The sequence below is a fragment of the Mameliella sp. AT18 genome (assembly GCF_028807275.1).
GTDB classification, from domain to species: Bacteria; Pseudomonadota; Alphaproteobacteria; order Rhodobacterales; family Rhodobacteraceae; genus Antarctobacter; species Antarctobacter albus.
Genome location: NZ_JARAMO010000290.1, coordinates 1 through 14340, shown reverse-complemented (window position 1 = coordinate 14340; position 14340 = coordinate 1). Strand labels below are relative to the sequence as shown.

The following is a 14340-nucleotide window of genomic DNA, read 5'->3' as shown; positions in this document are numbered from 1 at the left end:
AGGGCGCTGCCCTCCTCAAACTCCTCCCGGAGGTATTTCTTGCCCAAAGAAGCTGGCAGGCGCGGCAAATTGTGCAAGCCCCTCCCCAAGGGCCCGTGGTTTCTCTATATTTGCGGCATAGCTTCGCGACGCGGTGAAAGAGGATCCACATGGCCCTGAAATCCCTCAAGAAACAAAGGCGGATCCAGATCGTTGCGCTGGCCGCCGTGGCGCTGATCGTCTCGACCGGGCTGATCGGTTACGCCATGCGCGACGGGATCAACTTCTTTCGCTCGCCCAGCCAGGTGATGGAAGAGCCGCCTGCTCCGAACGAGGTGTTCCGCATCGGCGGGCTGGTCGAGGAAGGGTCCCTTGTGCGGGGCGCGGGAGAGCAGATCCGGTTCAGCGTGACCGATGGCGGGGCGACGGTGCCCGTGGTCTATACCGGCGTGCTGCCTGACCTCTTCGAGGAGAACCAGGGCATGGTCGGCACCGGTCGCTATGTGGACGGCGTGTTCGAGGCCTCGGAGATCCTGGCCAAGCATGACGAGACCTACATGCCCAAGGAAGTGGTCGATGCGCTGAAGGAACAGGGCGTCTACCAGGAGCCCGAGAGCTGAGCACCGGGTTTGCTCGGCGTGCTGGGCGTTTCGACCAGGTAGAGCACCACGCGCAAACCGCCGCGTAGCGGGCGGTCCAGCATCATGCCGCCGCCGGACTGGCGGGCAAAGCCGGCAACGGAGGACAGGCCGAGGCCGCTGCCTTCGTGCGGAGGCTTGGTGGTGTAGAAGGGTTCCGCAAGCCGCGGCAGGGCCTCTTCCGGCACGCCCGGTCCGTCATCCTCGACGATCAGCGCGACGTAGGGCGGAGGGGATTCGGGAGCGGGGTCCAGCCCTCCGGCAGAGCCGCGACGTTCCGCGGTGATCCGGATCGTTCCGTATCCGCCCGTTGCCTCCTGCGCGTTCAGGCACAGTTGAATGGCGCAGGTTTCCAGCATGTCACGGTCGGCCAGGGCCACGAGCGGATCGTCGGGCGGCTGGGTCTCGACCCGCATGTCGGGACCGAGCATGTCGCTCAGGACCTCTGTCAGGTCGAAGAGGAACCCTTCCATCGGGATCGGGGCAGGTGACAGGCGGGTGCGACCGCTGGCCGCCATGAGTTGTCGGACGGTGACCGCAGCGCGGCCGGCGGCGGCGCGGCTTTCTTCGATGGCGGCCTGGCGTTCACGGGCATCGGGCAGGGTCTCGAACAGTTCGAGGTTGCCCAGGATGACGGTCAGCTGGTTGTTGAATTCATGCGCGACGCCGCCGACGAACTGACCCAGGGCGCGGGCCATCTGTGCGCTGGCATAGCGTTTCTGCGCGGTGCGCAGATCGGCCTGCAGCCGCCAACCCACGATCATCGACCCGATGTAGTAGCCAAGCACCGCCAGGGCGACGAAGGCGACCAGAAGCCGGTCGGTCCAGGTCTCGAGAAGTGGCTGCAGCAACACCACGAGCGACAGCATCATGATGGAGACCAGAGCGCAGTCGGCGACCAGCAACCCGGATTCGCGCTGCGGGCGTTGCAGGGTGTAGAGCGCGTAACCCACGAGACCCGCAGCGCCTGCAAAGGTCGTTCCGGGGTTCATCTGGACGGACACCAGGTAGAGCGGCAGCGCCAGGAAAGAGAAACCGGCCAGAACGTAGCTGGCCAGCGCACCCCAGTAACGCAACGGCGCCGGACCTGTCCGCAGGCGCAGCAGCAGGAAGGCAAGCCCGCCTTCGAAGACAAGGTAAGCCGCACCCCAGGCCAGGGCGATCTGCCGGTCGATGACTAGCAGCAGCACGGAGACCACCACGGCAATGACGACATAGCGGATCACGATCTCGAGTGGGGATCCGTATTCGGCGCGCCGCATCGCGTCCAGCCGCGTCTGATAATTGTCACGGGAGGGGAGCGGGGCCATGTCCTGCGTCTCTCCGCCTGGGCCGCGCGAACATGCGGCTGTGATCACGATAAAACATGGCTCAGGGTACGCAATCTCCTGGGCCGCGTCACTTGCGTTATTCGGAATGCTACCCGAATGAACAGGGCCCGATGGCATGCCTTAGGGCCCTGTTAAGGTTTTGAAACCAAAAGGTTGTTAGCGGAGGATGCTGCGTCCCGCATAGATTGCAGTGTCTTCCAGCATCTCCTCGATCCGGATCAGCTGGTTGTACTTCGCGAGCCGGTCCGAACGCGCCAGCGAGCCGGTCTTGATCTGGCCGCAGTTGGTGGCAACGGCGAGGTCGGCGATGGTCGCGTCCTCGGTCTCACCGGAACGGTGCGACATCACGTTGGTCATGCGCGCGCGGTGCGCCATGTCCACGGCCTGCAGGGTTTCGGTCAGGGTGCCGATCTGGTTGACCTTGACCAGCATCGAGTTGGCACAGCCCTGTTCGATGCCCATGGCCAGGCGCGCGGGGTTGGTCACGAAAAGATCGTCACCCACCAGCTGCACCTTCTGGCCCAGCACCTCGGTCAGCATGCGCCATCCGTCCCAGTCGTCCTCGGCACAGCCGTCCTCGATCGAGATGATCGGGTAGTCGTTCACCAGGGCCTGCAGGTAGGCCACGTTTTCATCCGGGGTCAGCGAGAGGCCTTCGCCCTTCATCTCGTATTTGCCGTCCTTGAAATACTCGGTCGAGGCGGCGTCGAGGGCCAGATACATGTCCTCGCCGGGCTTGAAACCGGCCTTCTCGATCGACTTCAGGATGAAATCCAGCGCGTCGCGGGTGCTCTTGAGTTCCGGCGCAAAGCCGCCTTCATCGCCGAGGCCGGTGGACATGCCCGCCGCGCTGAGTTCCTTTTTCAGGGTGTGGAACACCTCGGAACCCATGCGCACCGCTTCGCGGATGTCGGTTGCGGCGACCGGCATGATCATGAATTCCTGGATGTCGATCGGGTTGTCCGCGTGTTCGCCGCCGTTGATGATGTTCATCATCGGGACGGGCAGGGTGCGCGCCGATGTGCCGCCGACGTAGCGGAACAGGGGTTGCCCGGTGAATTCCGCCGCGGCTTTGGCCGTGGCCAGGCTGACACCCAGGATGGCATTGGCGCCCAGGCGGCCCTTGTTCTCGGTCCCGTCCAGTTCGCACATGGCAAGGTCGATGGCGACCTGTTCGGTGGCGTCGAAGCCCAGGATCGCCTCGGCGAGTTCGCCGTTCACGGAGGCCACGGCATCCAGAACGCCCTTGCCCATGTAGCGGGCCTTGTCGCCGTCGCGTTTTTCCACCGCTTCGTGCACGCCGGTCGAGGCGCCCGAAGGCACGGCCGCGCGGCCCATCGATCCGTCTTCGAGGGTGACGTCGACTTCGACGGTCGGGTTGCCGCGGCTGTCGAGGATCTCGCGCGCGTGGATGTCGATAATGGTGCTCATGGATCTGGTCCCTCAAGGCTGTCCGTTCGCCGGTGTCATAACAGGCGCGCGGGGAAAGTAAACGTGAGCGATAGCGCTAACGCTCCTTTGTGTGTGCGGGTTGCGCTAACGTCGCGCGCTAACGGTCCGGGGCAGATGAGGCTGCGGGACGAAGAAACCCAGTCATTGTAACCCCTTGATGACGTTCCGTCGCCCAGGAACGGGCAGGTGGATCAGGCCTCCGCGGCGCGGGCCAGCCGCCGCTCGCGCACGAAGGTATAAAGCCCGGCGACGAGGATGAGGGCAGAGCCCGCAATCGTCCAGAAATCCGGTCGATCGCCAAAGATCAGCACGCCCAGCCCGGTGGTGAACACGAGCCGCGAATAGCGGAAAGGTGCCACGATCGAGGCCGGCGCCATGCGCATGGCCGAGGTGATGGCCAGGTACCCCGAGGTCGTCACCACGACCGCGCCCAGGGTCGGCCAGAGCGCGGCGCCGGTAAAGCTGGAGGGTTCCGGTGTCAGTGCCCAGAGCGTCAGCCCCGGCAGCAGGGTCGAGCCGAATCCCCAGGTCGAGATCGCCAGTGCCGGGATGTGGCCGGGCGAAAGCCGGGTGACAAGGTCACGGGCCGACAGCGCGGTGATGCCCATGACGGCGAACAGCTCCCATCCGGTGAACGCGGCGCCGAATGGGCGGATCACCATCATCATGCCGATTATGCCGACACCCACGGCAGCCCAGCGGCGCCAGCCCACATGTTCGTTCAGGAACAGCGCCGCGCCCAGCGTCACCACCAGGGGGCCGGTCTGGATGATCGCGGCAAAGACCGGCAGTGGCACATAGCGCAGCCCGACCACCATGCCGATGGCGCCGAAGACCTCGAAGAGATTGCGCAGCAGGATCATCGGGTGCAGTGCATCACGGCTCCAGACAGTGACGCGCAGGGCGCGGGCCATGACGATGAACAGCAGCGTGCCGCCCAGTCCCACCAGCGTCATCACCTGGCCGATGGGCGCGGCAAGCGTGGCGAGCTTGAAAAACGCATCCGCCCCGGCCAGCAGCGCCATCGAGAGGATCATCAGGGAAATGGCGCGCAGGATCATGCGGGCGCCTGCGCGGGGCGGGTGCGGGTCATTCCGGGGCTTTCGGTGAGTGTCGTGTCCCGCAGGTATCGCCCGGGCGCGCGCGCGGGGCAAGGGGCAAGCCGCTTCGAAGCGGCTTGGGAACGGGTTTGGAAACCCGTTGCAAGGGCTTTCGAAAGCCCTTGCGCGCCAGGTCAGGCGGCCATGATCTCGGCCAGATGGGCGGCGCAGCCCCGGAGCGCGGCGTAATCGTCGGTGACCAGGTCGACCGGAAACTGGGTCATGTAGGCATTGAACCGCCCCTTGTCGGCAAAGGCCTCGGCAAATCCCAGGTGGCGCAGGTGTGGGCCCAGGTGGCGTGTCACGCCGCCGACCAGATAGATGCCGCCAAAGGGCAGGGTGACCAGAGCCAGGTCGCCGGTGTAACGGCCCAGAAAGCGTACAAAGAGCCGTGCGGCCCGCTGCGCGCGCGGCTCACCGGCCTCGAACCCGGCCATGATCTCGGCCGCGGGCAGGGGCAGGCCGTCGCCCTCGTCATGGCAGACCCAGGCGTAAAGCCGTTCCAGCCCGCGGCCCGACAGGATCTCTTCGAGGCCCGGATGCCCGGTCTTTTCAGCGACCCAGTCGACCAGCCGCAATTCCTCGGCATCGCGCGCCAGGAGCGAGACATGCCCCGCCTCTGCCGGGGGTACAAGGGTGCGAGCGCCCTGGGTGTAGACGGGTACGGCGTTCAGCCCGGTGCCCACGTTCACCACAAGGCGCACGGCATCCGCCGGGGCTTCGCGCCCGGTCAGGACCGGCGACAGGCTCTCGTGACCCAGGTGTGCCACGGCGAACCCCTGCGCCTGAAGGTCGTTCAGAACCGCAACCCGGGCCGCCCCGATGCGCTTCTTGAGCGCGGCCGAATCCACAGTCCAGTCCAGGTTGGTCAGCGTGCCCACCCCGTCATGCACCGGCCCGGCCATGTCGATGCAGACACCGACGGGGGCCACTTTCTGGTCGTCCAGGTAGCTGTCCAGGATCGGTTCGATCCCGGCGTTCTCGGAGTTGCGAAAGCGGCGGATGCTGTCGTCCAGCACCTGGCCGTCCCGGCTCAGGGCGACCCGCGTGTTGGTGCCGCCGATGTCGGCGACAACGGAAAGCTCTTGCGTCATGGCGTGGCCTTTCAGGTGGTCAGGGCTTTGGCAAGCGCGTGATACGATGCCTTGGGCGTCCGCGCCAAGGTCTCGAAATCGACATGGACCAGGCCAAAGCGCTTTTCGTACCCAAGCGCCCATTCGTAATTGTCCAGCAGAGACCAGGTGAAATAGCCCTTCAGCGGGACGCCCTCGGCAATGGCCTGCCGGACCTTGTCCAGGTGGGCATCCAGGTAGGCGGTGCGGGCCGGGTCCTCAACCGCGCCATCCTCCAGCACATCGGCCGAGGCCATGCCGTTCTCGGTGACGTAAAGCGGCAGGTCGCCGGTGTACTCGCGCGCGGTGCGGGTCAGGAAATTGTAGAGGCCCTCGGGGTAGATTTCCCAATCCATGAAGGTCTTGGGCAGCGGGCCGTCGACCTCGCGGTAATCGGGCCAGGGGTGGCCGGCGGGGGCGATCAGCTTGCGCGTGTAGTAATTGATCCCGCACCAGTCGAGCGGGGCGGTGATGGTCGGGAAGTCCTCTTGCCAGCCCCTGGGCAGATGTGGCTCCAGCCCGTCCAGCGCGGCCTGCGGATAGGCGCCCTTGAACACGCCACCCATGAACCAGTGGTTGTAGATCGCGTCATAGCGGTCGGCGGCGGCACGGGCGGCCGCGCTGTCGTCGGCTGGGTCGGCCCATTCCATGTTGAAGACGCCACCAAGGTTGTCCATGCCCAGTCCGCGCATGGTTTCGATGGCGCGGCCATGTGCCAACAGGACGTGGTGCATTGCGCGCGCCGTGGCGCGGATGTCGCGGACGCCGGGGGCGTGGTGGCCGTCGAAATGGCTGAGCCAGGCGACGCACCAAGGCTCGTTTATTGGCGCGACGGAAAACATCCGGTCGCCGATGCGCTCCATGATGATCTGCGTGTAGTCGGCGAACCAGCCGGCGATGTCCCGGTTGCGCCAGCCGCCGAGGTCCAGCAGGGGCGAGGGCAGTTCCCAGTGATAAAGCGTGGCGCAGGGCCTGATGCCGCGATCCAGCAGAGAGTCTGCCAGGCGATCGTAGAAATCCAGCCCCTCTTGGTTGACCGGCCCGCGCCCTTCGGGCAGCACGCGCGCCCAGCTCAGTGAAAAGCGGTAGGCGTCGAAGCCGGCCTGTTCGACCAGGTCCAGATCCTCGCCATAGCGGTGATAGTGATCGCAGGCCTTGTCGCCGTTCTCGAAACGGGTGACGTTCCCCGGGGTCGCGGCGAAATCATCCCATTGGGTGCGGCCCGCGCCACCAAAGGCGTGACCCTCGATCTGGTAGCTCGAGGTGGCGCAACCGAAGAGGAAATCTTCGGGAAAATCAGATCTCTGGTGTTTCATGTTCAACCTTTATTGCGCGGGTCCGGTCGAGCTTCCGATGATCAGCTCGGCCTCCATCAACTGGGTCAAGGGCGCATGCGCGGGATTGCGGATAAGCTCCAGCAGCATTTCAGCCGCCCGCATCCCGGCCAGGCGCACCGAGGAGCGCGTGGCGGTAAAGATCGGCACGTCATGGCCGTTGCGCAAATAGCCCAGGTCGTCGTCATGGGTGATGACGGACACGTCCCGTCCCATTTCCAGCCCGGCCTCGTGGATTGCCCGGCGGACGCCGATGGCGGTGATCATCGAGGAGACAAGGAAGCCGGTGGGCGGAGTGTCCAGCGCCAACATCTCTGCCGCGCTGCGGTAGCCATAGATCTCTGTCATCTCTTCCGAGCGCATCAGCGCCGGGTCCAGCGCGATGCCACGGTCGGCCAGTGCCGCCTCATAGGCGACGCGGCGGCGGTGGGCGAAATCCATGAATTCCAGCCCGTTGATCAGGGCAATCCGCCGGTGGCCCAGGTCCAGCAGGAACTCGGTCGCGCGCTGGAACGCGCGCCCGTTGTTGGTGTCCAGCCAGGAATAGGGCAGGCTGACCTGAGAGGCGCGGCCATGCACGACGAAGGGCAGCCCCAGCTCGGTCAGCAGCGCGATCCGGCCGTCGGTCATGCGTGGGCCGTGCACGATGATCCCGTCGACATTGCCACGGCTGCGGATCGAACGATAGGCCTGTTCCTCGTCCTTGTCGTCGACCAGGCTGATGACCACCTCGTAGCCCGCCTTGGAGTAGGTCTGACCGGCCCCGGCGATGAAATCTCCGAAGATCGGGTTCACCATCTCGTGCTGGTCGCTGATCGGCAGGACGTGACCGATGGCATGGGCGCGACCCGTAGCCAGCCCCTTGGCCCTGGCGTTGGGGCTGTAGTTCAGCTCGCGCGCGGCACGCAGAACCTTTTCCCGGGTCTTTTCACTGACCTCTGGATAACCGTTCAGCGCACGGCTGACGGTGGTCTGGGAAAGGTCGAGGTGTTCGGCGAGCTGCTTGAGGTTCATGTCACGATAAGGCTCAAAGCGCTTCGGATTTGTCAAGAGACGACCGCACGGATGGTGCTGTATTGCAGAAAGCTTAGCCGCACCGCAGCATGTAAATTTCAATGGTCAAAGGACGAATGTTGACAGGTTGGGCCGACTCGCAGATAGTGGCGCCACCCAAAGCGCTTTGAGAAACTTTGTTTTCGACGGGTGCGGGATACGCAGGAGAACCCGCGCGGCGAGGTGCGGGATGGGAGGATAATCAATGAAGTCACCGTTTTACCTGAGCGTCGCGGCCCTGGCCCTTGGCGCCGGCATGGCGCATGCGGAGAAGCTGACCGTTTTCGGCCCCTGGCTGGGTCCAGACCAGGAGCTGGTCGAGGATGTTCTGGATGTCTTCGCCGAACAGACCGGCCATGACGTTTCCTATGTGGGCTCTGACAGTTTCGAGCAGCAGATCGTTGTCGATGCCGAAGCAGGCTCGCCCCCGAACGTCTCTATCTTCCCGCAGCCGGGCCTTGCCTCCGACATGGCGTCGCGCGGTTTCCTGACCCCGCTCAAGGATGGCACCGGCGACTGGATTCGCGAGAACTACGCGGCAGGCGACAGCTGGGTCGACCTCGGGACCTACGCCGACCAGGACGATACGGACAAGTTGTTCGGCTTCTTCTACAAGGTCGATGTGAAATCGTTGGTCTGGTACAACCCCGAGAACTTCCTCGATTTCGGTTACGAAGTGCCGGAAACGATGGAAGAATTGCGTGCGCTGGAGCAGCAGATGATCGACGATGGCGAAACGCCCTGGTGCGTGGGCCTGGGATCGGGCGGTGCGACCGGCTGGCCGGCCACCGACTGGGTCGAGGACCTCATGCTGCGCACCCAGCCGCCCGAGGTCTATGACCAGTGGGTCGCCAACGAGATCCCCTTTGACGATCCGCGCGTCGTGTCCGCGATCGAGGAATTCGGCACCTTCATCGAGGATGACAAGGTGGCCGGCGGCCGGGGCGCAGTTGCCTCGACCGATTTCCGCGACAGCCCCAAGGGTCTGTTCTCGGCACCGCCGCAATGCATGATGCACCGTCAGGCGTCGTTTATTCCGACCTTCTTCCCCGAGGGGACAGAGGTCGGCCTTGACGCTGATTTCTTCTATTTCCCGGCCTACGAAAGCAAGGATCTGGGTCAGCCGGTCCTTGGCGCGGGCACGCTCTGGGCGATCACGAATGAGAACGACGCGGCACATGACCTGATCGCCTTCCTGCAAACCACCGAGGCGCATGAGATCTGGATGGCCAATGGCGGCTTCATGACGCCGCTGAAATCGGTCGATCCGTCCAAGTTCAAGGATGAGGCCACCGCCAAGATGAACCAGATCCTGCTGGACGCGACGACCTTTCGCTTTGACGGATCGGACCTGATGCCCGGTGGCGTTGGCGCGGGCAGCTTCTGGACCGGCATGGTCGACTATGCCGGCGGTAAGCCCGCGGCAGAGGTGGCGGCCGAAATCCAGAGCAGCTGGGACTCGCTCAAGTAAGCGGATCGAACCGGACCCACCCGTCCCGGGCCTTGCCCGGGACCTCTGCCGGGCCGATCAGCTCGATGAGGGCAGGGGTCCCGGATCAGGTCCGGGGCGGGGTTTCTGACGGCCTGCCCTGCGCGAAGGCGTGCGGCCAATATCCAGAGTGACAGGGAGCACAGCATGCATCCGGCGCTACAAGGACTTCTGACAATCGTGATCGGCGTGGGGTCGTGTATCGGCTACTTCTGGGCGTCGAACCAGTTCCTGGACCGGGTCCTGTTTCCGGCCGGGGGGCCGAACGCGGGGCGAAACATCAACCGCGCCAACATGATCCGGCCCTGGCTGTTCCTGTTCCCGGCGCTGTTCGCGCTGACGCTCTACCTGGCCTACCCGGTTTTCGAGACGCTGCGCCTGTCGCTGACCGACCGTGACCAGGGCGGGGCCTTCATCGGGCTGGCCAACTACACGCAGATGATGGGCGAATCCAAGTTCTGGGAGGCGATGGGCAACAACATGCTCTGGCTGATCGTCGTGCCGGCGCTATCTACGGCCTTAGGCCTGCTGGCAGCGCAGCTCACCGATCGCATCGGCTGGGGCAACATTGCCAAGTCGTTGATCTTCATGCCGATGGCGATTTCCTTTGTGGGTGCGGCGGTGATCTGGAAGCTGGTCTATGACGCGCGCCCGCCGGATGCGGAGCAGATCGGCGTGCTGAACGCGCTCTATGTCTGGTTCACGGGCAACGATCCGGCGCAATGGCTGACCATCCCCTTCTGGAACAACTTCTTCCTGATGATCGTGCTGGTCTGGATCCAGACCGGCTTTGCTATGGTGATCCTGTCGGCGGCGCTGCGCGGGATCCCCGAGGAAACGGTCGAGGCGGCCATCGTCGACGGGGCCAACCCGTTCCAGATCTTCTTCAAGATCAAGGTGCCGCAGATCATGCCGACCATCATGGTGGTCTGGACGACGATCACGCTGGTCGTGCTCAAGATCTTCGACATCGTCTTTGCCATGACCAACGGCCAATGGGGCACGCAGGTCCTGGCCAACTACATGTTCGACAAGCTGTTCCGCGCCAATGACTGGGGTGTGGGATCGGCCTCGGCCATCGTCATCATGCTGCTGGTCACGCCGATCCTTGTCTGGAACGTGCGGCAGGCCCGCAAGGAAATGCGGTAAGGGAGCGGGGTCATGGACAATATCGCAGGTCACAAGTCCTCGCTCACTTGGGCGGTTCATATCTCGGTCGTGCTGCTGGTTGCGCTCTGGCTGTTCCCGACCGTTGGACTGTTCGTGTCCTCCTTTCGCACGGCGGACCAGATCGCATCCTCCGGCTGGTGGAACGCGCTGTTTCCAACGGAACAGTCGCTGACCCTGCGCACGGATTCTCCCGAGGAACAGGTGCAACAGGACGGGGTCTACGTGCTGGAAGGTAACCTGTTCATGGTCGAGGGGCGTGAGGCTGCGCCGATCTCGTCCTATGGGACCTCCTCGCGCGACATCTCGGCCTTTGCGCCGGGTGAGGAGGCCGAGTTGCGCCGGGGCGGGACAATTACCGTGCAGGAAAACGGCGACTACCGCCTTGTATCCGAAGAGGAAATTGCCGGTGGACGCGGCATCCGGATCTTTGTCACGGCCGAGATTCCACCGGAATTCACCCTACGCAACTACGACACCGTTTTGGGCCAGGACGTGGTCAAGCGGCTGGCCATCTACATCGCGGCGGCGGCAATCCTATGGGGCGTGATGCGCTATACGCTAGCCGCGCAGCCCGCGATCGTGGCGCAGGGGGCGCCGGTCGTCGGCGGGCTGGTACTGCTGATCCTGCTGGCCGCGACGTTCGGACTGTCCAGTGGCGCCGCAGAGGGGGCGCAGACCACCGACGACATGGGGCGGGCCTTTTTCAGTACGCTGACGGTGACGGTTCCGGCGACTATCATCCCCATCGTGGTCGCCGCCTTTGCCGCCTATGCGCTGGCATGGATGGATTTCCCCGGTCGGGCGCTGCTGATCGCCTTTGTCGTGGGCCTGCTGGTCGTGCCGCTGCAACTGGCGCTGATCCCGCTTCTGAAGCTGCACCTGGCCATCGGCATCGGCAAGGGCTACCTCGGCGTCTGGCTGGCGCATACCGGGTTCGGACTGCCGCTGGCGGTCTACCTCTTGCGCAACTACATGGCCGGCCTGCCGCGTGACATCATCGAGAATGCTCGCGTGGACGGAGCGACGGAGTTCCAGATCTTCACCAAGATCATCCTGCCGCTGTCCTTCCCGGCGCTGGCCAGTTTCGCCATCTTCCAGTTCCTCTGGACCTGGAACGACCTGCTGGTGGCCAAGGTCTTCCTGATCGACGCGACGGGCCAGACCACCGTGATGACCAACCAGATCGTCGAACTGCTGGGCACGCGCGGCGGCAACTGGGAAATCCTCGCGACGGCGGCCTTTGTCTCGATCGCGGTGCCGCTGGTCGTCTTCTTTGCCATGCAACGCTACCTCGTGCGCGGCCTTCTGGCCGGCTCTGTCAAGTAAACCCCGCCCCGGACCTGATCCGGGGTCACCTCCTGCGGGCACCGGGACAGGATGTCCCGGGTGAAGCCCGGGACGCGAAGGATCAAGACATGAACGCGCAACTGCAAACCCAGACCGATCCGAAAGCCGACAAGGACTGGTGGCGTGGAGCGGTGATCTACCAGATCTACCCGCGCAGCTACCAGGACAGCAACGGCGACGGGATCGGTGACCTCAACGGCATCACGGCACGTCTGCCCTATGTGGCCAGCCTCGGCGTCGACGCCATCTGGATCTCGCCCTTCTTCACCTCGCCGATGAAGGACTTTGGCTATGACGTCAGCGATTACTGTGACGTGGACCCGATGTTCGGCTCGCTCAGTGATTTCGACGTCATGGTGGATACGGCGCACAAGCTGGGCATCCGGGTGATGATCGACCTCGTGCTGTCGCATACCTCGGACCAGCATCCCTGGTTCGCGCAAAGCCGGGCCAGTCGCGACAACCCGAAGGCGGACTGGTACGTCTGGGCCGATCCCAAGCCCGACGGCAATCCGCCCAACAACTGGCTGTCGATCTTCGGCGGCCCGGCCTGGCAATGGGATGCGCGGCGCGAACAGTATTACCTGCACAACTTCCTGACCGAGCAGCCGGACCTGAACTTTCACAACCCGGACGTGCAGGATGCGCTCTTGAACGTGGTCCGCTTCTGGTTGGACCGTGGTGTCGACGGCTTCCGTCTGGATACGATCAACTTCTACGTCCACGATCAGCAGCTGCGTGACAACCCGCCCTTGCCGGTGGATCAGCGAGACGCCTCGATCGCGCCGCGGGTGAACCCCTACAATCACCAGCTGCACCTCTACGACAAGAACCGTCCCGAGAACCTCGATTTCCTGGCCCGTTTCCGTGCCGTGCTGGACGAATACGACGCGACCACGGCAGTGGGAGAGGTCGGCGATGCCCAGAAGGGGCTGGAGATCATGGGCGAATACACCGCCGGGGACGAGCGGGTGCACATGTGCTATTCCTTCGAGTTCCTCTCGGGCACCCAGCCGGACGCTGCGCGCATTGCCGACGTGATGGAGCGGGTCGACACGGTGGTGCCGGACGGCTGGGCCTGCTGGGCCTTTTCCAACCATGACGTGGTGCGCCACGCCTCGCGGTGGGAACTCACACCCTCCGCGCAAAAGGCCTTTGCCACGCTGATGATGTGCCTGCGCGGATCGGTCTGCATCTACCAGGGCGAAGAGCTGGGCCTGCCCGAGGCCGACGTGCCGTTCGAGGACCTGCAAGACCCCTACGGGATCGAGTTCTGGCCCGAATTCAAGGGCCGCGACGGGTGCCGCACGCCGATGGTCTGGGAACAGTCGAACCAGAACGGCGGCTTTTCCACGGGCACGCCCTGGTTGCCGGTCAGCCACGCGCATCTTGGTCATGCTGTCGCGGTTCAGGAGGACGATCCTGGCGCGCTTCTTCACCACTATCGCAAGGCGATCCATTTCCGGGCGACCCATCCCGCGCTGGTCAAAGGCACGCATGACAAGGTCAAAGCGACAGGCAGCGTCGTGCATTTCACCCGCAGCCACGAAGGCGAAGAGGTCTTTGTCGCGGTCAACATGAGCGGAGAGCCGGCGGTGATCGAGATGCCCGCCGGCACCTGGCAGCAGATCGGGCAGGAACTGGGCAGCGCCACGGCGGCGCCGGACGGCAAGCTGCACCTTGGACCCTGGCAACCCGCGCTGGCGCGGCGGCAGGCATAACGAGAAAGAGGGGGAGGGGACATGGCCAACCTGAAACTGACCGATGTCGAAAAGACCTATGGCGGCACCGTGCAGGTGCTGCGCGACATCAACCTCGAGATCGACGAGGGCGAGCTGATCGTCTTCGTCGGCCCCTCGGGCTGTGGCAAATCCACGCTTCTGCGAATGATCGCGGGACTGGAAAAGATCACCGGCGGCACGCTGGAAATCGACGGACAGGTGGTCAACGACGTGCCACCCGCGCAGCGCGGCATCGCGATGGTGTTCCAGAGTTACGCTCTGTATCCCCATATGACCGTGCGCGAGAACATGTCCTTTGCGCTGAAACTGGCGAAGAAAAGCCCTGACGAGATCGACGCGGCGGTGGATCGGGCGGCCAAGATGCTGCAACTGGATCCCTACCTCGACCGCCTGCCCAAGGCCCTGTCCGGTGGCCAGCGACAGCGGGTGGCGATTGGGCGGTCGCTGGTGCGCGATCCCAAGGTCTACCTGTTCGACGAACCGCTCTCGAACCTGGATGCTGCGCTGCGGGTGGCGACGCGGATCGAGATCGCGCAACTGAAGGAACAGATGCCCGACAGGACCATGATCTACGTCACCCATGACCAGGTCGA

General features: G+C 64.3%; 12 protein-coding genes. 6 read left to right on the top strand and 6 right to left on the bottom strand.

Annotated features, from left to right (window positions below; translation table 11 throughout):
• The first annotated feature begins 149 nt into the window (after positions 1-149).
• Positions 150-599 carry a cytochrome c maturation protein CcmE gene (gene ccmE / locus PVW46_RS23630; protein WP_043139608.1) on the top strand — a complete coding sequence of 150 codons (450 nt, stop codon included), beginning with the start codon at positions 150-152 and terminating at the stop codon, positions 597-599.
• Here the strand turns inward: ccmE and PVW46_RS23625 are convergent.
• The 6 genes from PVW46_RS23625 to PVW46_RS23600 form a co-directional block, all read right to left on the bottom strand.
• Positions 578-1927, bottom strand: coding sequence for a sensor histidine kinase (locus PVW46_RS23625; protein WP_274577967.1), 1350 nt, complete (start codon positions 1925-1927; stop codon positions 578-580). The two genes, ccmE and PVW46_RS23625, sit on opposite strands and share 22 nt — an antisense overlap.
• Before the next feature lie 177 nt (positions 1928-2104).
• Positions 2105-3379, bottom strand: a complete 1275-nt coding sequence (gene eno, locus PVW46_RS23620; protein WP_043139607.1) for a phosphopyruvate hydratase — start codon at positions 3377-3379, stop codon at positions 2105-2107.
• Positions 3380-3591: 212 nt separating this feature from the next.
• On the bottom strand, positions 3592-4461 hold the full coding sequence (locus PVW46_RS23615; protein WP_069211465.1) for a DMT family transporter: 870 nt from the start codon (positions 4459-4461) through the stop codon (positions 3592-3594).
• 173 nt (positions 4462-4634) lie between these two features.
• Positions 4635-5594 (bottom strand): glucokinase, encoded by a 960-nt coding sequence (locus PVW46_RS23610; protein ID WP_069211464.1) that lies wholly within the window; start codon positions 5592-5594, stop codon positions 4635-4637.
• Positions 5595-5605: 11 nt separating this feature from the next.
• Complete coding sequence (locus PVW46_RS23605; protein ID WP_069211463.1) at positions 5606-6928, bottom strand: GH1 family beta-glucosidase; 1323 nt, start codon at positions 6926-6928, stop codon at positions 5606-5608.
• Positions 6929-6937: 9 nt separating this feature from the next.
• On the bottom strand, positions 6938-7960 hold the full coding sequence (locus PVW46_RS23600; protein ID WP_069211462.1) for a LacI family DNA-binding transcriptional regulator: 1023 nt from the start codon (positions 7958-7960) through the stop codon (positions 6938-6940).
• A gap of 244 nt (positions 7961-8204) precedes the next feature.
• Between PVW46_RS23600 and PVW46_RS23595 the strand changes: the two genes are divergently transcribed.
• From PVW46_RS23595 to PVW46_RS23575, 5 genes are all read left to right on the top strand, one after another.
• The gene (locus tag PVW46_RS23595) at positions 8205-9470 is read left to right on the top strand and encodes an ABC transporter substrate-binding protein (RefSeq protein WP_069211461.1); all 1266 of its coding nucleotides are present in this window, start codon (positions 8205-8207) and stop codon (positions 9468-9470) included.
• A 165-nt stretch (positions 9471-9635) separates the two neighbouring features.
• Complete coding sequence (locus PVW46_RS23590; RefSeq protein WP_069211460.1) at positions 9636-10637, top strand: carbohydrate ABC transporter permease; 1002 nt, start codon at positions 9636-9638, stop codon at positions 10635-10637.
• A 12-nt stretch (positions 10638-10649) separates the two neighbouring features.
• Positions 10650-11984 (top strand): carbohydrate ABC transporter permease, encoded by a 1335-nt coding sequence (locus PVW46_RS23585; protein WP_274577962.1) that lies wholly within the window; start codon positions 10650-10652, stop codon positions 11982-11984.
• Between the two features lie 89 nt (positions 11985-12073).
• A complete protein-coding gene (bglA, locus tag PVW46_RS23580; RefSeq protein WP_069211459.1) occupies positions 12074-13726 on the top strand; it encodes a beta-galactosidase BglA in 1653 nt (550 codons plus the stop codon).
• A 21-nt stretch (positions 13727-13747) separates the two neighbouring features.
• Positions 13748-14340: ABC transporter ATP-binding protein (locus PVW46_RS23575; RefSeq protein ID WP_274577961.1), on the top strand; the 593-nt coding region annotated here is incomplete at its 3' end.